The following is a 23522-nucleotide window of genomic DNA, read 5'->3' on the forward strand; positions in this document are numbered from 1 at the left end:
GCTCAGAGCAGGCCGGCCTGGCGCAGCAGCTTGCCGGCCTGGCTGTCGTCGCCGAGCTGCTCGAACGACAGCGACGGCGGGCTCAGCTCGTTGATCGGCTTGAGGATCGGGTCGGGCGCGACGCCCGGGTGCAACGGATACTCGAAGCTGACGTGGCTCGTCGCCATCAGCTTCTGCGCGCGCTCGCTGACGAGATATGCAACGAACTTCTGCGCGTCGGCCGCATGCTTCGACGCCTTCAGCACCGCGGCGCCCGACACGTTGACGACGCCGCCGACGTCGCCGTGTGCGAAGTGATGCACGGCGCTCTTCGTCGACTTGTCGCCGAGCTCGGCATGCAGGCGCGCCCAGTAGTAGTTGTTGACGATGCCGGTGACGACGCCGCCCCGGTTGACGGCCGCCGTCACGCCTTCCTCGTCGTCGAAGATCTGCGCGTTGGTCTTCAGGCCTTTCAGCCATTGCAGCGTCGCGGCTTCGCCGTGCAGCGCGAGCACCGCGCTCACGAGCGGCAGGAAGTCGGCGTCGCTCGGCGCGACGCCGACCTTGCCCTTCCATTCCGGCTTCGCCAGATCGAGCAGCGACGCGGGCAGCTGCGGCGGCTGGAGCTTGGCCGTGTTGTAGATCAGCACGCTCTCGCGCGCGAGCACGCCCTGCCAGTTGCCGTCGGTCGCGTTGAAGCGCGCGGGCACGGCCTTCAGCGCATCGGCGTCGACTTTCGCGAGCAGGCCCTTGTGGTCGAGCAGCACGAGCTCGGGCGAGTTCTCGGTGAAATACACATCGGCCGGCGTGCGGTCGCCTTCGGCGACGAGCTGCGCGGCGAGCGCCGGGCCTTCGCCCGAGCGCACCTTCACGCTGATGCCGCTCTGTGCTTCGAAGTCCTTGACGAGCTGGTTGACGACCTGCTCGTGCTGCGCGTTATACAGCGTGAGCGTGGCGGCATGCGCGGGCGTCATGTGCAGCGCGCCCGTGAGCATCAGCGCGGCGGCGGCCGCGGCGACGAGGTGCCGCATCGGGCGGCTGAGGGTGGAAGTCTTCATGTCGGTAATCGGGTGGTGGATCCGGGAAGGCCCGCTCATGCGTCGAACAGCGCGGCGCCGATGAACGAACCCGGCTGCGCGCCCGGCGGGCACGCGAAGATCGCGCTGCCGACGTGCGTGGTGAACTGGTTCATGATGTCCAGCTTCGCGAGCTTCTCGTTGATCGGGATGAAGCCCTTGCGCGGGTCGCGCTGGTGCGCGACGAACATCAGCCCCGCGTCGTACTCGGTCTGCTGGCGCCACGGCGGCCAGCGCTCGATGTAGAAGTTGGTGCTGTCGTTGTACGAGTACGCGCGGCGCAGGATCTGCGCGCCGTTGTTCAGCTGCGGCGATGCGAGGCGCGCGTGCGAGTTGTCGGGGATGACGGCATTGCCGTCCTTGTCGACCGCGTCGAGATCGAGCGGCTCGAACTCGTGCTTCTGGCCGAGCGGCGCGCCACTGTACTTGTGGCGGCCGACCACCTGCTCCTGGAAGCCGAGCTCGGTGTTGTCCCAGTGCTCGAGCGTGATGCGGATGCGGCGCACGACCGTGTAGGTGCCGCCGTTCATCCACGCGGGGCCTTCGCCGCCGGCCCACACGAATTCGTTCATCGCGGCCGGATCGGACATCGACGGGTTCATCGTGCCGTCCTTGAAGCCCATCAGGCTGCGCGGCGTCTCGCCGGGCTTGCCGGACGTGAAGCCGGCCTGGCCCCAGCGCATCTGCGCGGCGCTCGCGCCGAGGCGCACGAGCTGGCGCACCGCGTGGAACGCGACCTGTGCGTCGTCCGCGCAGGCCTGGATGAACAGGTCGCCGCCGGTCTTCTCGGGCAGCAGCTGGTCGCCGTTGAAACGCGGCAGGTCGACGAGCGCGGCGGGGCGGCGCTTCGCGAGGCCGTAGCGGTCCTTGCCGGCGAGCGTGAACATGCCGGGGCCGAAGCCGAACGTGATCGTGAGCCGCGCGGGGCCGAGGCCGAGCGCGTCGCCGCCGTCGACCGGCGCCGCATCGTCGCCGCCCGCCGTCACGAGCGGCTGCGCGGTCTCGCCGCGCGTCATGCGCGCGGCCGCGTCGGTCCAGGTCTTCAGGAGCGCGATCACGTCGGCGCGCTTCGCGGTCGTCAGGTCGAGCGCCGCGAAATACGCGTGGCGCTGCTGCGGCGTCGTGATGCCGCCCTGGTGCTTGCCGTAGAACGGCTCGACGTCGTCGTGCGCGGCCGCGTTCGGCGCCGGCGCGTCGGCCGCGTGCGCGGCGGGCATCGACGCTGCCGCGAGGCCCGCGGCTACCGCGGCGCCGCCGGCTTTGAGGAAGCCGCGTCGCGTGGGGCGCGGAGGTTGGGTGAGGTCGTCTGCCATGATCGGCTCCGTCACTTCGCGAGCATCAGCGTGTTGACGTCGTCTTCGACGTAGTAGAAGCCGTCGCCGGCCGGCGTCATCGCGATCCCGAACAGGTCGCCGTTGCCGGGGGGCACTTGCGCCTTGTCGGTGTCGATCCAGCGCGCGTACAGCTGCTTGCCGGCCACCGGATCGATCTCGACGACCTGGCCGTTCAGCGCATTGGTCGCGAGCAGGTGGCCGTTCGGCGCGGTCGCGAGCGCGAGCGGGCGGCGCAGGAAGCCGTCGGCCGTGACCTGGCGGCCGACGCCCGCGCTGGTGTCGCGCGTGAGCGGGTCGTCGATCTCGACGATGCGGTTGCCGATCGCGTCCGACACGTACAGCTTCTTCTGGTCGCCGGACAGCGCGAGGCCGGTCGGGCCGACCAGGAACACGCCCTTGTCGGCCTGCGCGCCGAGGCCGCTCGCGACGACCGTTTCCTGTTTGATCACGGGCGGCTTGCCCGCCGGCACGTCGAGGTCGATGCGCAGCACGGTCGCCTGCTTGTAGACGGGCGGGTTGCCGTCGGCGCCGCCGACGCCGAAGCCGGCCATGCTGACGAACAGCGTCGCGCTGTCGCCGCGGTCGACCACGGCCATGTTGCCCCACGGGTCGTTGATGTTCGGCGTCGACCACGTCGACGCGACGTTGCCGTGCGGATCGAGCACGACCAGGCAGCCGGCGCCCTTGGTGTTCGTCGTGCCGTCGTTGCTCGGCGTGCTGCCGACGATCACCCAGCCGGACTTCAGCATCGTCATCGCGGTCGACAGGCCGACGCCGCCCGGGCACGCCTTCAGGTCGCGCGGGATCGACGCGAACAGGCTCAACTGCTTCGTCGACGGGCGATAGTTGACGATCGTGCTGCCGGTGCCCTGCAGGTTCGCGGCGTTGTTGAAGTTGTCGACGAGCACGTCGCCTGCCTGGATCGTGCCGGCCGTCACCGGCGCGACCGCGATCGCGTACGGGTTCTGGTCTCCGTTGTCCGGGACCGTGTTGACGAGCGTCGCGTGGCGGTGCAGCGTCTCGAGGAAGCCTTGCGGCTCGGCGTTCGCGGCCACGGCGGCGACGAGCGCGGCCGCGGCGAGTGCGCCCGTCGCAAAGCGGCGAAGCGGGGCGGATTCGATCATTCGGAGTCTCCTGGGAGGCGCGCCGGCAGCCGGCGCGCGAAAACGGGTACGGGGCGGGTACGGGAGTAGGCGGCGTCGCGCGGGCGATCAGAACGTGATGACCGTGCGCGCGCCGAGCACGAACGTGTTGCGCAGCGGCTGGGTCTGGTCGACCGGGTTCTGGCCGGCGCCCGCGTTGAACGTGTACTGCGCGTCCGCTGCGATCGTCCACCACGGGTTGATCTGGTACTGGTAGGTCGCTTCGACCGTCGTCTCCTGCGTGCGCACACCGTACGGGCCGTTCGAGAACGCGAGCTGGTCGCGGTCGAGCGAGCTCACGTGATTGCCGATCTTGATGTACGTGACCGCGAGGCCGACGCTGTCGTTGTCGCGGCCTTCGAACGGCGCCTTCAGCACGATGCCGGCGTTCGCCGCGAAGCTGACGAGGTTGCGGTCGCCGGGCGCGCCCATCACGCGCGCGAACACGCCGAGGCTCTTCGCGCCGGTCGGGTCCGGGCGCCAGATCATCTGGTCGGCCACCGCGTAGAAGCTGTAGTTGCCGTGGTGCTGCTGCCCGTTTCCGTTCGCGGCGGAGTTCGGATCGGCGAGCGACAGGCCGTCGGCGCCAATGCGCTGATCGGCGAAGCGGCCGTTGTGATACCAGACGCCGATCTTGTAGGTGCCGGGCAGCCCGTTCGAATGGCCGGTGTCCATCTCGCCTTCGGCAGGCTGGTTCAGCGCGTACTGCAGTTCGCCGATGTAGAGCGCGCCGTTGTGCAGGTTGAAGTTCGTGCCGCTCAGGTTGTTCGGGTTGTTGCCGAGCGGATCGCCGTCGAATACGCCCGCGAGCGCGGTGAGCTTCGGCGTCAGTTGCGCGCGCACCCGCACGCCGAGCCCGGCGAGCGGGTAGGCGGGACCGCCGTTCGGCAGATCGTAGGACGGCAGCGCGGGCCAGCCGAACATCGTGTTGATGAACGTGTTCGCGTAGGTGCTGACCATGAATTCCTGGTCGAGGCTCTGCTGGCCGATCTTCACGTCGACGCGCTTGTCGAGGAACGACTGCTGGTACCACAGCTCCCACAGGCGCGTCGTGTCCTGCGCTTCGATGCCGCTCGCGGTGTTGAGCGTGCCGAGGTTGTACTGGCTCAGGTTGCGGCCGTGGATCTGCAGCGCGCTGACGTTGAACGTGCCGCCCGGCAGGCCGATCGCCTTCTGCGTATCGACCGACAGCGTCGCCGTCGTCAGGCCGTCGTAGGTGCCGCCGCGGTTCAGGCCGCCGCGCAGGTTCGCGAGGTATTCGCTGGTTTCGGTGATCAGCAGCGTCGCGCCGTACTTGCCGAGCCACGGGCGGATGCCGCCCATGTCGCCGAGCAGGGTCTGGCGGGTCCAGACGCCGGTCCACATGTCGGTCGGCTTGGCCTGGATGGCGAGGTCGGCTTCGGGCGCCTCAGGCTGCGCGTCGACGGACGCGGCGGCGAACGCGGCGGCGCTGACGAGCGAGCCGCAGGCGAAGAGGACCGCGCGTGCGGCCGGGCGCATCCGCGCGCGGATGCCGTCTCCATTGGACGATGCAAACTTCATGTCTAACCCCCTGGTTCCATTTGATCTGGAGTCCTGCTTTTCCGGCGCTCTCCGAACGCTCGGCGACGGGTGGCCAGGGCATGAAGATGAACGCAACGCGGCGCATCGTAGGAGCGTCAAACAATAAAGTCAATGTAAACGAGAATGATTCGCATCTATATTACGGGATGTAATTGGCGGTCTTACGGATAGGGCCTGACGCGCGTTTTCCGTGCAGTGAAAACGTAAATATCTGAGTAATGAAACTGAATGGAGCGATTGGCGTCGATAGATGCGGGCGGATGTGGTCGGGGAGGGGGCGGACGTCGAGCGGCGCGATCCGGGACAAGGACGACGTTCGGCCGGCGGAATTCGCGTCATCGCGCAGTTGGCAGGGTGGGTGCGCAGCGTGTTCGAACACCCCGTGCTTACCCGGTGTCAAACAGGGGGCGGATCGCCGGAAAGCGGGTGTGGAGATGCCGCGGCGAGCCCGTGGTTTTCCCGTAAGCTGATGTTTTAAATAATATTTACTGGATTTGTCGGTGCCCGGCGGGGCGTTCGGAGGCGCGTAAAAATCGTGCTTCCCCCCTTCTTGAATTTGTCAAAACCCGTCCATATAATTAGCACTCGCTGCACGAGAGTGCTAACAATTCTCTGCCGGGCGATGTGCCGGGCAGATTCCCTAAGCGTTCTTCAATCTCAGTCAAGAGAGGAGTGAATATGAACCTTCGTCCTTTGCACGATCGCGTGATCGTCAAGCGCCTGGATCAGGAAACCAAGACCGCCTCGGGCATCGTGATCCCCGAAGCCGCTGCTGAAAAGCCGGATCAAGGCGAGATCCTCGCGGTCGGCCCGGGCAAGCGTGACGACAAGGGTGCACCGATCGCGCTCGACGTGAAGGTCGGCGATCGCGTCCTGTTCGGCAAGTACGCAGGCCAGACCGTGAAGGTCGACGGCCAGGAACTGCTGGTCATGCGCGAAGAAGACATCATGGCCGTGGTCAACGCTAACTAAGCGTCCTCCGACGGCACATATTCCCAAGAATTCAAGGAGTTAGAAGATGGCAGCTAAAGACGTCGTATTCGGCGATTCCGCCCGTTCGAAGATGGTCGAAGGCGTGAACATTCTCGCCAACGCAGTCAAGGTCACGCTGGGTCCGAAGGGCCGCAACGTCGTGCTCGAGCGCAGCTTCGGCGGCCCGACGGTCACCAAGGACGGTGTGTCGGTCGCGAAGGAAATCGAGCTGAAGGACAAGCTCCAGAACATGGGCGCGCAAATGGTCAAGGAAGTCGCTTCCAAGACCAGCGACAACGCAGGCGACGGCACGACGACGGCAACCGTCCTCGCGCAATCGATCGTCCGCGAAGGCATGAAGTACGTCGCATCGGGCATGAACCCGATGGACCTGAAGCGCGGCATCGACAAGGCAGTCGCAGCGGCAGTCGAAGAGCTGAAGAAGATCAGCAAGCCGTGCACGACGAACAAGGAAATCGCGCAGGTCGGCTCGATCTCGGCGAACAGCGATTCGTCGATCGGCGATCGCATCGCTGAAGCGATGGACAAGGTCGGCAAGGAAGGCGTGATCACCGTCGAAGACGGCAAGTCGCTGGCCGACGAGCTGGACGTCGTCGAAGGCATGCAATTCGACCGCGGCTACCTGTCGCCGTACTTCATCAACAACCCGGACAAGCAAGTTGCCGTCCTCGACAACCCGTTCGTGCTGCTGCACGACAAGAAGGTGTCGAACATCCGTGATCTGCTGCCGGTGCTCGAGCAAGTCGCGAAGGCAGGCCGTCCGCTGCTGATCATCGCTGAAGACGTCGAAGGCGAAGCGCTCGCAACGCTGGTCGTCAACAACATCCGCGGCATCCTGAAGACCGTTGCGGTCAAGGCGCCGGGCTTCGGCGACCGCCGCAAGGCAATGCTGGAAGACATCGCGATCCTGACCGGCGGCCAGGTCGTCGCGGAAGAAACCGGCCTGACGCTCGAGAAGGCAACGCTGGCAGAACTGGGCCAGGCGAAGCGCATCGAAGTGGGCAAGGAAAACACGACGATCATCGACGGCGCAGGCGAAGCCGTGAACATCGAAGCGCGCGTGAAGCAAGTGCGCACGCAAATCGAAGAAGCGACGTCGGACTACGACCGTGAAAAGCTGCAAGAGCGCGTGGCCAAGCTGGCCGGCGGTGTTGCGGTGATCAAGGTCGGCGCTGCGACCGAAGTCGAAATGAAGGAAAAGAAGGCACGTGTCGAAGACGCACTGCACGCAACGCGCGCAGCTGTGGAAGAAGGCATCGTGGCAGGCGGCGGCGTTGCGCTGATCCGCGCTCGCACCGCGATCGCAGGCCTGACCGGCCTGAACGCCGACCAGAACGCCGGCATCAAGATCGTGCTGCGCGCAATGGAAGAGCCGCTGCGCCAGATCGTCACGAACGGTGGCGAGGAAGCGAGCGTCGTCGTGGCAGCAGTTGCAGCAGGCAAGGGCAACTACGGCTACAACGCAGCGACGGGCGAGTACGTCGACATGGTTGAAGCCGGCGTCGTCGACCCGACCAAGGTCACGCGCACCGCACTGCAGAACGCAGCGTCGGTTGCTGGCCTGCTGCTGACGACGGACGCAGCTGTCGCGGAACTGCCGAAGGAAGATGCACCGATGCCGGGCGGCATGCCGGGCGGCATGGGCATGGACATGTAATCGACTTCGGTCGATGGTGTCCGGAGCGCGCGGCGACGCGCGTTCCAGCCAAAGAAAAAGACCCGCAGCGATGCGGGTCTTTTTTTGTTTGTGCCGTTCGCCGCAGCGGGTGCGGCGGCGTCAATCGACGACTCAATGCCGGTGCGTCGTCCTCGGCAGCGAGTCCGGCGTCATCGCGGGCGGCGACGCATCCTCGTCGTTGCTGCGCGCCCAGAAGAACCGGTCCGGCAGGTACGCGCCCATGCCCGGCCGGAACGCGTCACGCACGGCCTGGTACAGGTATTCCTGCGCCTCGCGCACCGCTTCGGGCGGTTCCTGCCCGTTCGCGAGCAGCGCCGCGATCGCCGCGCCGAGCGTATCGGTGAGACCCATCAGCCGGTGCGGCGTACGGTCCCACATGTCCTCGCGGATCTGGCCTTCCTCGCCGTACAGCGTATTGACGAGCCGGTGCGAGCCGGATTCGGACGCGAGGATGTATTCGCAGCCCTGCGACAGCAGGTGCGACAGCGCGGCGTCGAGGTTCGGCGCTTCCGCGTCGCCGTCCGGCTGCGCGAGCGCGATCAGCGTCGCATGGTCGGCGACCAGCAGCGTCGTCTGCGGCGCAAGCAGGTCGGCAATCGATTCGCGCAGGTCGTCGGCGGCAAGCACGTGCTCGTCGTCGAGCGTGAAATCGGGCGCGAGCACGAGCGGCACGCCGTCATAGTCGGCGACCACCTCGGCGATCGCGCTCACGACTTCCGCGCGCGTGGTCGCGCCGATCTTGAACGCGGCGACCGGCATGTCCTCGAGCAGCATGCGCGCCTGCGCGGCGACGACATCGGGATCGAGGCCCGTCACCTCGTCGCAGGCGGCCGAGTCGCGCACGGTGTAGCCCGTCAGGACGGACACGCCGTGACAGCCCATGCTCGCCAGGGTCATCAGATCGGCTTGGAGGCCGGAGCCGCCTGTGGGATCGGACAGGCCGAAGGTAAGGACGATCGGAGGGGCGTTGCTGGACATGGACAAATGGGGCAAGAAGAAACGGTCAAGCGGGGCGGGCTGCACCAGCGTAGTGAGCCCTTCGCAGCCATTATGCGGCGGAAAACCGGCACGCAGAACGGATTTTTTAGCGCGGCGCAACGAAGGCGTGCTCGTAGAGCGCGATCGCTAGGCAGTCCGGCCCCGACACGGTACCATCATGGCTCCCGAATTTACCGACCTTCCCTACGCGGCTTAAGATGGAATACAAGAGCTGGATGTGCCTGATTTGTGGCTGGATTTACGACGAAGAAGCCGGGCTGCCCGAAGAGGGCATCGCCCCGGGCACGCGCTGGGAAGACGTCCCGATCAACTGGACGTGTCCGGAATGCGGCGCGCGCAAGGAAGACTTCGAGATGGTCCAGATCTGACCGGACCGTCGCCTTCAGGACATTCCGCTCCGGCCTCGGTGCCGTCGGCGCTTTTGCGCCGCGGTCACGCGAGCAGCTTGGCCATGACCAGCGCGAGTGCCCTCGATGTCCGATCCGGCGGTAATCCCCGTTATTGATGCGCTGCCCAACCCGCGCGGCGGGGCGGTGCGGGCGGCCGACGCGTGGCTCGCGGCGGCCGAGGCGGCGTTCGACCGCCGCGATGATGCGGCCGCGCCGTTGTCCGCGGCCGCGGCCGTGCTCGCCGAAGCCGGCTGGCTGCCCGCCGCCCGCTTCGCGGGCCAGTTGGCGCAGGCCGCCGCGCTTGTCGCCACCGAGCCGACTTCCGCCGGGTGCCGGGCCGCGCTGCGCGATTTTCGCGCCGCGGTCGCGCGACACAACCTGCGCGAGCTCGCCTGCTCGCCGATCCTGTTCGACCATTTCCGCACGCTGCGCGCGCAGAGCGCGGCGGACCTGCGCGTGCAGGTGCCGTACGACACGCTCGCGCTCGCCGGCCGCGCGGTGCCGCCCGCATCGTTGCGCGTGCTGCCCGCCGCGGCCGGCGCGCGCACGCGCGCACGCTACGAGCAGGCGCTGCTTGCCGCGCTGCGGGCGCAGCAGTTGCCGCCCGAGGCGGCGCTCGACGCGCTCGACGCCTGCATGACCGAACTCGCCGCCGACGCGCCCTATGACTTCTGGCGGCTTGCGGCCGCGTGCATGCGCGCGCTGCGCGCAAGCGGCGCGGGAGAACTGAAACGCTTCCTCGCTCGCGCCAACCTGCTGCTCGGCGAGCACGTGCAGGGCCGCCGGGCCGCGCCGCCCGACCTCGTGCGCGAGACGGTGGCGCTGCTGTGGCGCGATTTCGCGCTGTTCGGCGCGGCGGCCGAGGACGTCGCGCTCGTCGACGTGCTGCACGATTACGGATTGACGGTCGACTGGCACGTGGCGGGCACGCCGGCGTCCGAAGCGCTGTGGGAGGCCGACGCCGCGCGCGCCGAGCAGGACGCGGTCGCGGCGGCGCCGATCCGCGAGCTTGGCGTCGTGACCGTCAACGCGCATGCGTATGAGGATTTTCTGCAGACCGCCGATGCGTCGATGGCCGACCTCGCGGCCGATCCGGCGACGGCCGACGCGAGCGCCGCGTGGCGTGCGGCCGAAGCCGCGTACCGCGTGGGCGCGGCGGCCGGTGCGCTCGGCCTCGGTCATGCGGCGCTGCTGGCTGACGCGCTCGGCCTCGCGTGGCGCCGCGCCGCGCATGGCGTGCCGGCGGCCGAAGGCGGCCTCGCGGCGCACCGGCATGCGTCGGACATGCTGCGCGCCGCGCTGCTCAAGATCGCGGCCGGCGTGGCGCCGCCGGACCTGACCGCCGCCGGCGAAGCCCTTGGCGCCACGCTCGGCCGGACCGGGCACGGATGATGCCTGACGCGCTGCGGACGCCCGTGCCGCGCGCCCCGCAACGCGCTGCCGCCGGCTCCCGTGTGCATGTTAGAGTGCCGTGTGATCCGTGCGCGCCGTTGCCAGCGCGGTGCGGCGTTGCTTGTTGATCGCGGCCACCAACAGGCCGCGGTGTCTTTGCTAAAATCCAAACCATGTCAAAGCCTTCCGATCGCATCAACCTTACCAACCAGTTCCTGATCGCCATGCCGAACATGGCCGATCCGACGTTCTCGGGAACGGTGGTCTACCTTTGCGATCACAGCGAGCGCGGCGCGCTCGGCCTCGTCATCAATCGTCCGACCGACATCGACCTCGAATCCCTGTTCAACCGCATCGACCTGAAGCTCGAGATCGAGCCGCTCCTGCACATCCCCGTGTATTTCGGCGGCCCGGTGCAGACGGAGCGCGGTTTCGTGCTGCACGAGCCGGTGGAGGGCGCGAGCTACAACTCGTCGATGTCCGTCGAGGGCGGGCTGGAGATGACGACGTCGAAGGACGTGCTCGAGGCGGTTGCGACGGGCACGGGCCCGAAGCGCTTCCTGTTGACGCTCGGCCATGCGGGCTGGGGCGCGGGGCAGCTCGAGGAGGAAATCTCCCGCAACGGCTGGCTGACCGTCGCCGCCGATCCGCGGATCGTGTTCGACACGCCGGCCGAGGAGCGCTTCGAGGCTGCGCTCGGCCTGCTCGGCGTCAGCTCGTCGATGCTGTCCGGCGAGGCAGGGCACGCATGAACGGCACGAGCGCGCGTGACGCGACGCTCATGGCGTTCGACTACGGCGAGAAACGCATCGGCGTCGCGATCGGCAATGCGCTGACGCGCTCGGCCCGCGCGCTCGTCGTGATTCCCAACCTGAACCGCGAACACCGCTTCAAGGCGGTCGGCGACCTGCTGGCCGAATGGCAGCCGGACGCGCTCGTCGTCGGCCTGCCGATGCATCCGGACGGCACGCCGCACGACATGACGCAGCAGGCGAAGCGTTTCGGCAACCAGTTGAACGGCCGCTTCGGCTTGCCGGTGACCTGGGTCGACGAGCGCTATTCGTCGGTCGAGGCCGAGGCCGAGTTGCGCGCGCGGGACGTGCGCGGCCGCGCACGCGCCGAGATGCTCGATGCCGAGGCCGCGCGCGTCATCCTTCAACAGTATCTCGACCAATTGTCCGACCATGAGCACCATTGACGCCGAGGCGCTATACCGCGTCCTGCTGGACCAGATCCGCGATGCGTACGGCGCGGCCTTCGCCGATGCGGGCGGCCCCCGGCTCGCCGGCATCTACAGCGGCGGCGCGTGGCTGGCCGAGCGGCTCGCGCGCGATCTCGGCGCGCCCGGCTTCGGCGTGGTGAACGTCGCGCTGCACCGCGACGACTACGCGAAGAAGGGGCTGCACAGCCAGGCGAGCCCGACCTCGCTGCCGTTCGACGTCGACGGCGCGCGCATCGTGCTCGTCGACGACGTGCTGTACACGGGGCGCACCGTCCGCGCGGCGCTCAACGAACTGTTCGACTACGGCCGTCCGGCCGCGGTCGAGCTGGCGGTGCTGGCGGACCGCGGCGGCCGCGAGCTGCCGGTCGCCGCGCGTTTCGCCGGCGGCGCGGTCGGCGTGCCGGCCGACGCGACCCTCGTGCTCGCGCGCGACGACGCGGCGCAGTTCACGCTGCGCGTCGAGGCGCACGGCGGCTGAGCGCCCCGAACCAGGATCCCGGGCCGGCGGTTCGCGCCGCGGCCCGTTTGCATACGTTGGACTCACGCACATCATGACCACCGACACGACTGGCCGCACCGGCAACCCCGCTGCGGCCGCGAGCCCCGAGCGATTCCGCTACGGCTTCCTGAAGGGCAACCCGCAGCTCACGAAAAACGGCGAGCTGAAGCACCTGCTGTCGATCGAAGGGCTGCCGCGCTCGATCGTCACGCACATCCTCGATACCGCCGAGCAGTTCGTCAGCGTGACGGACCGCGAAGTGAAGAAGGTGCCGCTGCTGCGCGGCAAGTCCGTGTTCAACCTGTTCTTCGAGAACTCGACGCGCACCCGCACGACCTTCGAGATCGCCGCGACGCGCCTGTCGGCCGACGTGCTGAACCTGAACATCAACGCATCGTCGACGAGCAAGGGCGAGTCGCTGCTCGACACGATCAACAACCTGTCGGCGATGCATGCCGACCTGTTCGTCGTGCGCCATGCGTCGAGCGGCGCGCCGTACCTGATCGCCGAGCACTGCGCGCCGCACGTGCACGTGATCAACGCCGGCGACGGCCGCCACGCGCACCCGACGCAGGGCCTGCTCGACATGTACACGATCCGACACTACAAGCGCGACTTCACGAAGCTGCGCGTGGCGATCGTCGGCGACATCCTGCATTCGCGCGTCGCGCGCTCTGACATCCATGCGCTGACCACGCTCGGCGTGCCGGAAGTGCGCGCGATCGGCCCGCGCACGCTGCTGCCGGGCGGGCTCGAGCAGATGGGCGTGAAGGTGTTCCACAACCTCGACGAGGGGCTGAAGGACGTCGACGTGATCATCATGCTGCGCCTGCAGAACGAGCGGATGAGCGGCGCGCTGCTGCCGTCCGCGCAGGAGTACTTCAAGACCTGGGGGCTGACGCCCGAGCGCCTCGCGCTTGCCGCGCCGGACGCGATCGTGATGCACCCGGGCCCGATGAACCGCGGCGTCGAGATCGACTCGCAGGTCGCGGACGGCCCGCAGTCGGTGATCCTCAACCAGGTCACGTTCGGCATCGCCGTGCGGATGGCGGTGATGGGCATCGTCGCCGGCAACAACGACTGAGCCCGCGCGCCACGCCCCCCCTTACACGCATTCAACGCATTCACAGACAGCGCATGAAGATTCATATCAAAGGCGGCACGCTGATCGACCCGGTCGCCGGCACCGAACGGCAGGCCGACGTATTCGTCGCGGCCGGCAAGATCGCCGCGGTCGGCACGGCGCCAGCCGATTTCAACGCCGCGAAGACGATCGACGCAACGGGCATGATCGTCGCGCCGGGCCTCGTCGACCTGTGCGCGCGGCTGCGCGAGCCCGGCTACGAGCACAAGGCGACGCTTGCATCGGAGATGGCCGCGGCCGTCGCCGGCGGCGTGACGAGCCTCGTGTGCCCGCCGGACACCGACCCCGTGCTCGACGAGCCGGGCCTCGTCGAGATGCTCAGGTACCGTGCGAGCAACCTGCGCCAGGCGAACGTCTATCCGCTCGGCGCGCTGACGGTCGGCCTCAAGGGCGAGGTGATCACCGAGATGGTCGCGCTGACCGAATCGGGCTGCGTCGGCTTCACGCACGCCAACGTGCCGGTGCGCGACACGCAGGTGCTGCTGCGCGCACTGCAGTATGCGAGCACCTACGGTTTCACCACGTGGCTGCGCCCGCTCGACGCGTTCATCGGCCGTGGCGGCGTGGCCGCGAGCGGCCCGCTCGCGTCGCGGCTCGGGCTGTCCGGCGTGCCGGTCGCGGCCGAGACGATCGCGCTGCACACGATCTTCGAGCTGATGCGCGTGACGGGCGCGCGCGTGCACCTCGCGCGGCTGTCGTCGGCGGCCGGCCTCGCGCTCGTACGTGAGGCGAAGGCGGAAGGGCTGCCGGTGACCTGCGACGTCAGCGCGAACCACATCCACCTGATCGACGTCGACATCGGCTATTTCGATTCGCAGTTCCGCCTCGATCCGCCGCTGCGCAGCGAACGCGACCGCGAGGCGATCCGCGTGGCGCTTGCCGACGGCACGATCGACGCGATCTGCTCCGACCATACGCCCGTCGACGACGACGAGAAGCTGCTGCCATTCGGCGAGGCGACGCCCGGCGCGACCGGCCTCGAGCTGCTGCTGTCGCTGACGGTGAAGTGGGCCGACGAGACGGGCACGCCGCTCGCGCAGGCGCTCAGGCGCATCACGTCCGCGCCTGCCGACGTGCTGAAGCTGCCGGCGGCAGGCCGCGTGACCGAAGGCGGCGCGGCCGACCTGTGCGTGTTCGATCCGCGCGCGCACTGGCGCGTCGAGCCGCGCGGGCTGAAGAGCCAGGGCCACAACTCGCCGTTCCTCGGCTATGAACTGCCGGCCCGCGTGCGCGCGACGCTCGTCGCCGGGCAGGTCGCGTTCGAGAACTGAATCGCCGGACCCGCGCCATGACAGCCCTTCGGAAGTTGCGTCTTGTCTTTCACCTGCTGCGCGGCATGGCGATCGTCGCGCTGCGCTTTCCGCGCCTCGCGCCCGCGCAACGCGTCGAGATGACCCGGCGCTGGTCGGTCAAGCTGCTGCGGATCTGCGGGATGCGTCTCGTGGTCCACAACGACGGCGCGCGCCTTGACGCGCGCGCGCTTGTCGTCGGCAACCACGTGTCGTGGCTCGACATCTACACGATCAACGCGTGGCGGCCGACGCCGTTCGTGTCGAAGGCCGAGGTGCGCCAGTGGCCGGTCGTCGGCTGGCTCGCGGCGCAGCTCGACACCGTGTTCCTGCAGCGCGAGAAGCGTACCGAGGCGATGCGGATCATGCACGAGATGGCCGAGCGCCTGCGCAACGGCGGGTTGATGTGCGTGTTCCCGGAAGGGACGACGTCCGACGGGCAGGGGCTGCTGCCGTTCCACGCGAACCTGTTCCAGGCCGCGGTGTCCGCCGGCTGCGCGGTGCAGCCGGTCTGCCTGATGTACGAGGATGCGCAGGGGCGCCAGTCCGTCGCGCCGGCGTACATCGGCGAGCTGTCGCTCGGCAAGTCGCTCGACTTGGTGCTGAACGGCGGCCCGCTCGTCGCGCACCTGTACGTGTGCGATCCGATCGAGCCGGGCGGCGACCGGCGCGCGACGTCCGCCGCAGCCCGCGAGTCGATCGCGGCGGCGCTCGAAACGATGCAGGCCCGCGTCGGCCGGCCCACGGCCGAGGTGCTCGAGCAGCTAGCCCGGGATGCCTACCCGGCGACCGAACTCGGCGCCGGCGCGGCCGCCGACGGTCCGGCCGACGAGCCGGTGCCCGGCCGCGAAGGCTAGGGCCGGCTGCCCGCGTATGCGGGCAGCCGGCCCACCCGTGCGCTCATTGCTTCACTCTCCGGGCGTGCGGCACGCTTCGCATTGCACCTGCGTGACCGTGCGCTCGGCCGGATCGGCCGTCAGGCGCACGGCCGACAGCTGATTTCCCCATACGCACCCCGAATCGAGCGCGATGACGTTGTCGCGCAGCATCAGGCCGAGCGCGGCCCAGTGTCCGAACACGACCGTCACGTCTTCGGTGCGGCGGCCGGGCACGTCGAACCACGGCAGGTAGCCGGGCGGCGCGCTGGCGGGGCCGCCGCTCGTGCGGAATTCCATCGCGCCGTCCGGCGTGCAGAAGCGGATGCGCGTGAACGCGTTGAACGCGACGCGCATCCGGTCGCGTTTTTTCAGGTTCGGATGCCACTGGTTCGGATCGTTGCCGTACAGGTGCTGCAGCGTGTCGCGCCAGTCCGGTGCGCGCAGCGCGCGCTGCAGTTCGTCGGCGAGCTCCAGCGCGAGCGTGACGTCCCATTGCGGCAGGACGCCCGCATGGACGAGCAGCATCCCGTGCTCGACATGCGCGAACGGGAGATGGCGGACCCATTCCAGCAATGCCTCGGCGTCCGGCGCGTCGAGGATCTCGCCGATCGTGTCGCCCGGGCGCTCGGTGCGGATGCCCGCCGCGACCGAGAGCAGGTGGAGGTCATGGTTGCCGAGGACGACGGTGGCGCGCGGGCCGAGGTCGACGAGCGCGCGCAGGGCGGCGAGGGAGCCCGGGCCGCGGTTGACGACGTCGCCGGCAATCCAGAACGGGGTGTCGGGCGGGGCGGCAAGCTTTTCCGTCAGTGAGAGGAAAGCCGAATGACAGCCTTGGATGTCGCCGATGGCGATGGGAGGAGGGGGCATGGGGGCGGGTGGTTGCAAAGCTGGGCGGTTCGGTAGAAAAGAGAACTCTACAACGGGTGTGCAATCTTCACACCACTTCAACCATTTGATCTGACAGAATTTTTCCCGATGATGCAGGGCCGGAGCGCTGTATCAAGTTGGTTGAGGCATGGTTATTGCTGTGCATGATTTCCTGTAGTTGTCGCTTGCCTCGCAAAAAATTAGCATTTCATGACTTTGACGATCATGGCGACCGGGTAAAATCCGGGCCTGACGTGGCCCGGGCGTTGCCACTTGCGATATGCCATGCGGCAAGCGCCCGGCTGGGCATAGCGCACATTTCTAGAGGGAGTCTCATGATCCTGGTTACGGGCGGTGCGGGGTTTATTGGCGCCAACTTCGTTCTTGACTGGCTGCACCACAACGACGAACCCGTGCTCAACGTCGACAAGCTGACCTATGCGGGCAATCTGCGCACGCTGCAGTCGCTGGAGGGTAATGCGAAGCACGTATTCGCGCGCGTCGACATTTGCGATCGCGCTGCGCTTGATGCGCTGTTTGCAGAGCACCAGCCGCGCGCCGTCGTGCACTTCGCCGCCGAAAGCCATGTCGACCGCTCGATCCACGGTCCCGCCGATTTCGTGCAGACCAATGTCGTCGGCACGTTCACGCTGCTCGAGGCGGCGCGCGCGCACTGGAGCGGTCTGGGCGATGCCGACAAGGCCGGATTCCGCTTCCTGCACGTGTCGACCGACGAGGTATTCGGCTCGCTGTCCGCGACCGATCCGCAATTCTCCGAAACGACGCCGTACGCGCCGAACAGCCCGTATTCCGCGACGAAGGCCGGCTCCGACCATCTCGTGCGCGCCTATCACCATACGTACGGCCTGCCGACGCTGACCACGAACTGCTCGAACAACTACGGCCCTTATCAGTTTCCCGAGAAGCTGATTCCGCTGATGATTGCGAACGCGCTCGCGGGCAAGCCGCTGCCGATCTACGGCGACGGCCAGAACGTGCGTGACTGGCTGTACGTCGGAGACCACTGCAGCGCGATCCGCGAGGTGCTCGCGCGCGGCGTGCCGGGCGAGACGTACAACATCGGCGGCTGGAACGAGAAGAAGAACCTCGACGTCGTGCACACGCTGTGCGACCTGCTCGACAACGCGCGGCCGAAGGCGGCGGGCTCCTATCGCGACCAGATCACCTACGTGAAGGATCGTCCCGGTCACGACCGCCGCTACGCGATCGACGCGCGCAAGCTCGAGCGTGAACTGGGCTGGAAGCCGGCGGAGACGTTCGAGACGGGGCTGGCGAAGACCGTACGCTGGTATCTCGACAATCAGGCGTGGGTGGACGACGTCGTGTCGGGCGAATATCGCAACTGGGTCGAGACGAATTACGCGCAACGCACTTGAGGGCATGGTCGATGGCACGTAAAGGCATCATTCTCGCGGGCGGCTCCGGCACGCGACTGTATCCGATCACGCATGTCGTATCGAAGCAGCTCCTGCCGGTCTACGACAAGCCGATGATCTACTATCCGCTGTCCACGCTGATGGTGGCGGGGATCCGCGACGTACTCATCATTTCGACGCCGCAGGATACGCCGCGCTTCGAGGCGATGCTCGGCGACGGCAGCCAGTGGGGGATGAATATCCGCTACGCGGTGCAGCCGTCACCGGACGGGCTCGCGCAGGCGTTCATCATCGGCAGGGATTTCGTCGGCAACGATCCGTCGGCGTTGATTCTCGGCGACAACATCTTCTACGGGCACGATCTCGCGAAGCAGCTGGAGCGTGCGAACGCGAAGGAGTCGGGCGCGACGGTGTTCGCGTATCACGTGAACGATCCCGAGCGTTACGGCGTCGTCGAATTCGACAAGGAATTTCACGCGCTGTCGATCGAGGAAAAGCCGGTCGTGCCGCGCTCGAACTATGCGGTGACGGGCCTGTACTTCTACGACAACCGGGTGTGCGACATCGCCGCCGATATCCAGCCGTCCGCGCGCGGCGAGTTCGAGATCACCGACGTGAATTCGCGCTATCTCGCCGACGGCAAGCTCGACGTCGAGATCATGGGGCGCGGCTATGCATGGCTCGATACCGGCACGCACGATTCGCTGATCGATGCCGCGACGTTCATCGCAACGTTGCAGAAGCGGCAGGGGCTCGTCGTTGCCTGCCCCGAGGAGATCGCGTATCGCAGGCAGTGGATCGACGCGGATCAGTTGCGCAAGCTTGCGGTGCCGCTCGCAAAGAACAGCTACGGGCGCTATCTCGAACACATTCTTTCGGACCAGGTCGCATGGCAATCCAAGTAACCGCGACGGCGCTGCCGGAAGTCAAGATCATCGAGCCGAAGGTATTCGGCGACGCGCGTGGGTATTTCTACGAAAGCTTCAACGCGCGCGAGTTCGCGGAGCAAGTCGCTCCGGGCGTCGAGTTCGTGCAGGACAATCACTCGAGATCGGAGAGGGGGGTGCTTCGCGGTCTTCACTATCAAATCCGGCATGCGCAGGGAAAGCTGGTTCGCGTCATCCAGGGTGAAGTGTTTGACGTCGCGGTCGATATTCGCAAGCGTTCACCGACCTTCGGCAAATGGGTAGGGTTGCACCTGTCCGCGGACAACCACAGGCAGCTTTGGGTGCCGGCAGGCTTCGCACATGGATTTCTGACACTTACGGCCTCTTGCGAGTTTCTGTACAAGACGACGGACTTTTGGTATCCGGAATACGAGCGCTGTCTGCAATGGAATGACCCCGATGTAGGCATCACATGGCCTCTCGACACGCCACCTGTTCTTGCCGTCAAGGATGCGGCGGGTGTGCGGTTGGTTGACGCGGAGGTGTATGCATGAGGATCCTGCTGATCGGAAAGCGTGGGCAACTGGGCTGGGAACTGCAACGATCGCTGCTGCCGTTGGGTGAGGTGTTCGCAGTTGATCGGCAGACTCTTGATTTGAGTTCCCCATTGACGATCGGGCCGGCGATCGCGGCGATTCGTCCCGACGTGATCGTCAACGCGGCGGCATACACCGCGGTCGACGACGCGGAAACGCATCACGAGTTGGCGGCAACGGTCAATGCAGCCGCGGTGGGTGAACTGGCTATTGCGGCAAGGACGCTGAACGCATTGTTGCTGCACTATTCCACGGACTATGTCTTTGATGGTCTGGCGGAAGTGCCCTATCGAGAGGACGTTCGGCCGGACCCGCAAACGGCCTATGGGCGAAGCAAGCTTGCAGGCGAGCAGGCCATCGCCGATGCCGGCGCTGACTGGCTCGTGTTCAGGACCTCGTGGGTTTACGGCACCAGTGGGCGCAATTTTCTGCGAGCGATCGCGAAAGCGGCGTGCGAGCAAGAAATATTGCGTGTCGTTGCCGACCAGCATGGCACGCCTACAGCGGTACGCGTTCTTGGCGACCTGAGTGTACAGGCGCTGCGAACTGTCATTCAGTTGCGCAGTAGCGGCGACCTGTCAAAGCTCGGGCTGTACCATCTGACATTGCGAGGCGAAACGACCTGGCACGGATTCGCACAGGCGATCGTCAGTGGAATGAGGGCGCGGGGTGTTCACGACTTGCGCGCAACCCGCGTTGACGAGATCACTTCGTCAGACCTGACGAGAGCGGCGCGGCGACCAGCGTATTCGGTTCTCGACTGTAGCCGGTTCGATGCTGCGTTCGAACTCGCTCGACCCTCCTGGGATCAGGCGCTTGGGCTCGTGCTGGATGACATGTTTCGCGGTAGCGCGGCGAACTGATCGAGTCTGGTACTGAAAAATCCTCTTTCACCCGTTGCAATTCGTAGCACTCCCTACGGGGCGCACGTGGCAAAAGTGTGTCTAGAATCCGAGGGGGCAATATTCAGGGGCGGCGTCATACGCTAAAATTTGTTCACAACAGTCTCAGATAGTGCCCCATTTTTAAGGGTGTACAGGATTGTCCCGCTTCGATCAGCAAGCACTGATCCGGGCGTAGCCGCAGGGGCGGCGCAGGATGATCGACAACCTTTCAGTAAAGTTTGTGCAGCGAGGAATTTGTGAGTTTAATCCCGATCATCCTGTGTGGCGGTGCTGGTTCGCGGTTGTGGCCGGTGTCGCGAGAAATGCATCCCAAGCCCTTCATTCGCCTTTCTGACGGGCAGAGTCTCCTGCAGAAGGCTTTCCTTCGCGCGACTGGCTTGCCGGGCGTCGAGCAGGTCCTCACGGTGACGAACCGGGACCTGTACTTCAAGGCGGAAGACGAATTTCGGGAGGTCAATACAGGCAACGTTGCAACGTCGTTCATCTGTGAGCCGTTCGGCCGCAATACGGCGGCAGCAATTGCTGCGGCGGCCTCGCACATAGCACAGGTGTCCGGCCCTGACGCAACGATGCTTGTTTTGGCTGCGGACCACTTGATCTCCGATCAGGACGCATTCGCCAAGGCCGTCGACGAGGCCGTCAAGTTGGCCGAGCAGGGCAAGATCGTCACGTTTGGTATCCGTCCCGAAACGCCCGAAACCGGGTATGGCTACATCGAAGCCGACGGTAACAAGGTGTTGCGGTTTGTCGAGAAGCCGGCACTTGCAACAGCTCGAGAATACGTGGAATCCGGACGGTTCCTCTGGAACTCGGGGCTCTTCTGTTTTACGGCCGGCGCCATGTTGCGCGAACTGGAAGCGCATTGTCCGGAGATCTTGCGGGCCACTCAGGCGTGCATCGAGGCGTCCCGTATTTCGGAAGGACACGGCTGGACACAGGTTCAACTGGAACCCAAGCGCTTTGGTGCCGTACCGGATGACTCCATTGACTATGCGGTCATGGAAAAATCGACAAACGTTGCTGTCGTCCCGTGCACGATCGGGTGGAGCGACATCGGATCGTGGGCCGCCATTAGCGAGCTTTGCAAGCCGGACGGCAACGGCAATCGGGTTGAGGGCGAAGCGTTGCTGCACGATGTCGGAAATTGCTACCTGATGAGCAACGACAGAATTATCGGCGCGGTTGGCGTTGATAATCTGATCGTGATCGATACGCCGGACGCGCTGCTTGTCGTCAACCGCGATCGGGCGCAGGACGTACGGCACATCTATTCGGAATTGAAGGCGCGCGGTCACGAGGCGCATAAATTGCATCGTACTGTTCATCGTCCGTGGGGGACGTATACGGTGCTGGAAGAAGGTGCCCGTTTCAAAATCAAGCGCATCGAGGTCAAGCCTGGCGCAAGCCTGAGCCTGCAGATGCATCACCATCGCAGCGAGCACTGGATTGTCGTGAGCGGAATGGCGAAAGTCGTGAATGGTGATCGGGAACTGTTCGTTTCGACGAACGAATCGACGTACATTCCGGCTGGACACAAGCATCGTCTCGAAAATCCTGGCGTCGTCGATCTCGTGATGATCGAGGTGCAGAGCGGGGAGTATCTCGGCGAGGACGATATCGTCAGATTCGAGGATGTCTATGGGCGTGCTTAACAGCGCTGAAGCTGCGGCAATCGACCGCGGAGGCAGCGACCTTGGCTCTCACAGCGGACGCGACGACATTCTCGTTGGCGTGAAGTCGGCGCGCGTGTGGGGAACCTTGGGGTGGCATGACATTCGCCAGCGATATCGCCGGTCGGTGATAGGGCCGTTCTGGTTTACGCTCAGCACGGCGATCATGGTCGTCGTGCTTGGCGCACTGTACTCGACCCTCCTGCACCAGGAGATCAAGGACTACCTGCCGTATCTGGCGGTAGGGCTGGTTCTCTGGCAGTACTTGGCGACCGTCGCGAATGAGGGGTGTAACGCTTTCATTGGTTCCGCCTTCATGATCAAGCAGATACGGATTCCGCTTACGATTCATGCATGTCGTATCGTATGGCGCAACTTCGTGATCATGCTTCACAGTTTCCCGGTCGTCGTGGTGTTGCTGATCGCATTCGGACACTGGCCCACATGGGAATTTCTGTTGGTGCCGCTTGGATTGTTTCTGCTGCTGCTGCACGGAGTATGGATCAGTGTAACGCTCGGGATATTGTGTGCCCGTTTTCGCGATATTCCGCCGATCGTTACCAATTTGATTCAAGTGGTGTTTTTTTTCACGCCGGTGATGTGGTCTCCTGAAATTCTGAAGGAGCGCGCCTGGGTGGCTGAATACAATCCGCTCTATCACTTGATGGAAATTGTGCGTGCGCCGATTACCGGTCGACCGATACATTGGGAATCCTGGGTGTGGTCGGTGGCAATGCTTGTCGCAGGGCTTGCATTTTCGCAATTCCTGATGCGACGCACCCGTAATCGGGTTCCATACTGGCTTTGATACCGTGAGTTCATCTATTGTTGCAGAGGGAATATTTGTCGAATTCCCTATTTACGAAAATTCCCATCGCTCACTGAAGAAAGCGGTACTGAATCTGACGACCGGTGGTCGCATCGGTCAGGATGCGGGAAAACATACGATCGTTCGCGCACTCGATGACCTGAGTTTCGAGTTCACCGACGGTGCGCGTGTTGGCCTTGTCGGGCATAACGGCTCCGGAAAGACTACGCTGTTACGTACGCTGTCCGGGGTCTACGAGCCGGTCCGAGGCAAGCTGAAGGTGCACGGTAGGGTTGCCTCGCTGCTGGACGTGTCCATGGGGCTCGATCCGGATGCCACCGGGTTCGAAAATATCTACCTGCGTGGCATTCTTGACGGCCTGTCGCCAAGCAGAATTCGCAGCAAGATCGACGAAATTGCTGATTTCAGCGACCTCGGAGAGTACTTGAACCTGCCGGTCCGGACTTATTCGAGCGGGATGATGCTGCGCCTGGCGTTCGCGATCTCGACGAGTGTCGAGGCCGACATTCTGATCATGGACGAGTGGCTCAGCGTCGGCGACGCCGAGTTCAGCGCCAAGGCTGCGCGACGTCTTGAAACCTTGGTGGGGAATGCATCCATTGTCGTGATCGCGACCCATGATCCGACGTTGGTCGCGCGCGTGTGCACCCGAAAAATCAGCCTCGAGCACGGGAAGATCGTGGCGGACGAGCCGATCACACCCGCGGTACAAGCACCGCCCACCGCGTCGTCGCTTTCCTGAAAGCGCTCCTCCGCCGCAGGCGATCGAATATCAAACGGCGGCTCACCCGGTG

23 protein-coding genes are annotated in these 23522 nt (G+C 65.7%); 17 read left to right on the forward strand and 6 right to left on the reverse strand.

The window, feature by feature from the left end:
* Window positions 1-2: 2 nt before the first annotated feature.
* The 4 genes from B7P44_RS04340 to B7P44_RS04355 form a co-directional block, all read right to left on the reverse strand.
* Window positions 3-1037: an iron ABC transporter substrate-binding protein gene (locus B7P44_RS04340; RefSeq protein WP_084901099.1), complete on the reverse strand. Its 1035-nt coding sequence runs from the start codon at window positions 1035-1037 to the stop codon at window positions 3-5.
* 35 nt (window positions 1038-1072) lie between these two features.
* The gene (efeB, locus tag B7P44_RS04345) at window positions 1073-2368 is read right to left on the reverse strand and encodes an iron uptake transporter deferrochelatase/peroxidase subunit (protein WP_084906400.1); all 1296 of its coding nucleotides are present in this window, start codon (window positions 2366-2368) and stop codon (window positions 1073-1075) included.
* 11 nt (window positions 2369-2379) lie between these two features.
* The gene (locus B7P44_RS04350; protein ID WP_084901101.1) at window positions 2380-3513 is read right to left on the reverse strand and encodes an NHL repeat-containing protein; all 1134 of its coding nucleotides are present in this window, start codon (window positions 3511-3513) and stop codon (window positions 2380-2382) included.
* Between the two features lie 87 nt (window positions 3514-3600).
* The gene (locus B7P44_RS04355) at window positions 3601-5073 is read right to left on the reverse strand and encodes a carbohydrate porin (RefSeq protein WP_084901105.1); all 1473 of its coding nucleotides are present in this window, start codon (window positions 5071-5073) and stop codon (window positions 3601-3603) included.
* A gap of 699 nt (window positions 5074-5772) precedes the next feature.
* Here B7P44_RS04355 and B7P44_RS04360 point away from each other — a divergent pair.
* Together B7P44_RS04360 and groL are read left to right on the forward strand one after the other, a co-directional pair.
* Window positions 5773-6066 (forward strand): co-chaperone GroES, encoded by a 294-nt coding sequence (locus B7P44_RS04360; protein WP_026044985.1) that lies wholly within the window; start codon window positions 5773-5775, stop codon window positions 6064-6066.
* A 46-nt stretch (window positions 6067-6112) separates the two neighbouring features.
* A complete protein-coding gene (gene groL, locus B7P44_RS04365) occupies window positions 6113-7744 on the forward strand; it encodes a chaperonin GroEL (RefSeq protein ID WP_084901107.1) in 1632 nt (543 codons plus the stop codon).
* 132 nt (window positions 7745-7876) lie between these two features.
* On the opposite strand, the gene B7P44_RS04370 is transcribed toward groL, so the two are convergent.
* Window positions 7877-8743 carry a hydroxymethylpyrimidine/phosphomethylpyrimidine kinase gene (locus B7P44_RS04370; RefSeq protein WP_084901110.1) on the reverse strand — a complete coding sequence of 289 codons (867 nt, stop codon included), beginning with the start codon at window positions 8741-8743 and terminating at the stop codon, window positions 7877-7879.
* A gap of 218 nt (window positions 8744-8961) precedes the next feature.
* On the opposite strand from B7P44_RS04370, the gene B7P44_RS04375 reads away from it, so the two are divergent.
* From B7P44_RS04375 to B7P44_RS04410, 8 genes are all read left to right on the forward strand, one after another.
* The gene (locus B7P44_RS04375; protein ID WP_004186709.1) at window positions 8962-9132 is read left to right on the forward strand and encodes a rubredoxin; all 171 of its coding nucleotides are present in this window, start codon (window positions 8962-8964) and stop codon (window positions 9130-9132) included.
* Between the two features lie 105 nt (window positions 9133-9237).
* Window positions 9238-10545: a hypothetical protein gene (locus B7P44_RS04380; protein WP_084901113.1), complete on the forward strand. Its 1308-nt coding sequence runs from the start codon at window positions 9238-9240 to the stop codon at window positions 10543-10545.
* Between the two features lie 173 nt (window positions 10546-10718).
* A complete protein-coding gene (locus B7P44_RS04385; protein ID WP_059611337.1) occupies window positions 10719-11297 on the forward strand; it encodes a YqgE/AlgH family protein in 579 nt (192 codons plus the stop codon).
* A complete protein-coding gene (ruvX, locus tag B7P44_RS04390) occupies window positions 11294-11743 on the forward strand; it encodes a Holliday junction resolvase RuvX (protein WP_084901115.1) in 450 nt (149 codons plus the stop codon). Before B7P44_RS04385 ends, ruvX begins: the two co-directional genes overlap by 4 nt.
* Window positions 11730-12245 carry a bifunctional pyr operon transcriptional regulator/uracil phosphoribosyltransferase PyrR gene (pyrR, locus tag B7P44_RS04395; RefSeq protein ID WP_084901118.1) on the forward strand — a complete coding sequence of 172 codons (516 nt, stop codon included), beginning with the start codon at window positions 11730-11732 and terminating at the stop codon, window positions 12243-12245. Before ruvX ends, pyrR begins: the two co-directional genes overlap by 14 nt.
* Window positions 12246-12318: 73 nt before the next feature.
* Window positions 12319-13350 (forward strand): aspartate carbamoyltransferase catalytic subunit, encoded by a 1032-nt coding sequence (locus B7P44_RS04400; protein ID WP_059654764.1) that lies wholly within the window; start codon window positions 12319-12321, stop codon window positions 13348-13350.
* Window positions 13351-13403: 53 nt separating this feature from the next.
* Window positions 13404-14681: a dihydroorotase gene (locus B7P44_RS04405; protein ID WP_084901120.1), complete on the forward strand. Its 1278-nt coding sequence runs from the start codon at window positions 13404-13406 to the stop codon at window positions 14679-14681.
* Between the two features lie 17 nt (window positions 14682-14698).
* The gene (locus B7P44_RS04410; RefSeq protein ID WP_084901122.1) at window positions 14699-15556 is read left to right on the forward strand and encodes a lysophospholipid acyltransferase family protein; all 858 of its coding nucleotides are present in this window, start codon (window positions 14699-14701) and stop codon (window positions 15554-15556) included.
* 51 nt (window positions 15557-15607) lie between these two features.
* Here the strand turns inward: B7P44_RS04410 and B7P44_RS04415 are convergent, their stop codons facing one another.
* Complete coding sequence (locus B7P44_RS04415; protein ID WP_084901125.1) at window positions 15608-16444, reverse strand: symmetrical bis(5'-nucleosyl)-tetraphosphatase; 837 nt, start codon at window positions 16442-16444, stop codon at window positions 15608-15610.
* Between the two features lie 335 nt (window positions 16445-16779).
* Here B7P44_RS04415 and rfbB point away from each other — a divergent pair, with 335 nt between their 5' ends.
* From rfbB to B7P44_RS04450, 7 genes are all read left to right on the forward strand, one after another.
* Entirely contained in the window at window positions 16780-17841 is a 1062-nt protein-coding gene (rfbB, locus tag B7P44_RS04420) for a dTDP-glucose 4,6-dehydratase (RefSeq protein ID WP_084901127.1), read from the forward strand.
* An 11-nt stretch (window positions 17842-17852) separates the two neighbouring features.
* Complete coding sequence (gene rfbA, locus B7P44_RS04425; protein WP_084901129.1) at window positions 17853-18746, forward strand: glucose-1-phosphate thymidylyltransferase RfbA; 894 nt, start codon at window positions 17853-17855, stop codon at window positions 18744-18746.
* Complete coding sequence (gene rfbC, locus B7P44_RS04430) at window positions 18731-19282, forward strand: dTDP-4-dehydrorhamnose 3,5-epimerase (protein WP_084901132.1); 552 nt, start codon at window positions 18731-18733, stop codon at window positions 19280-19282. Before rfbA ends, rfbC begins: the two co-directional genes overlap by 16 nt.
* Window positions 19279-20187, forward strand: a complete 909-nt coding sequence (rfbD, locus tag B7P44_RS04435) for a dTDP-4-dehydrorhamnose reductase (protein ID WP_084901134.1) — start codon at window positions 19279-19281, stop codon at window positions 20185-20187. Before rfbC ends, rfbD begins: the two co-directional genes overlap by 4 nt.
* Window positions 20188-20465: 278 nt before the next feature.
* A complete protein-coding gene (locus B7P44_RS04440) occupies window positions 20466-21881 on the forward strand; it encodes a mannose-1-phosphate guanylyltransferase/mannose-6-phosphate isomerase (protein ID WP_084906402.1) in 1416 nt (471 codons plus the stop codon).
* A complete protein-coding gene (locus B7P44_RS04445; protein WP_059825130.1) occupies window positions 21868-22707 on the forward strand; it encodes an ABC transporter permease in 840 nt (279 codons plus the stop codon). Before B7P44_RS04440 ends, B7P44_RS04445 begins: the two co-directional genes overlap by 14 nt.
* Before the next feature lie 4 nt (window positions 22708-22711).
* A complete protein-coding gene (locus B7P44_RS04450) occupies window positions 22712-23470 on the forward strand; it encodes an ABC transporter ATP-binding protein (RefSeq protein ID WP_084901137.1) in 759 nt (252 codons plus the stop codon).
* Window positions 23471-23522: the final 52 nt, after the last annotated feature.

Source organism: Burkholderia ubonensis subsp. mesacidophila (assembly GCF_002097715.1).
Lineage (GTDB): Bacteria > Pseudomonadota > Gammaproteobacteria > Burkholderiales > Burkholderiaceae > Burkholderia > Burkholderia mesacidophila.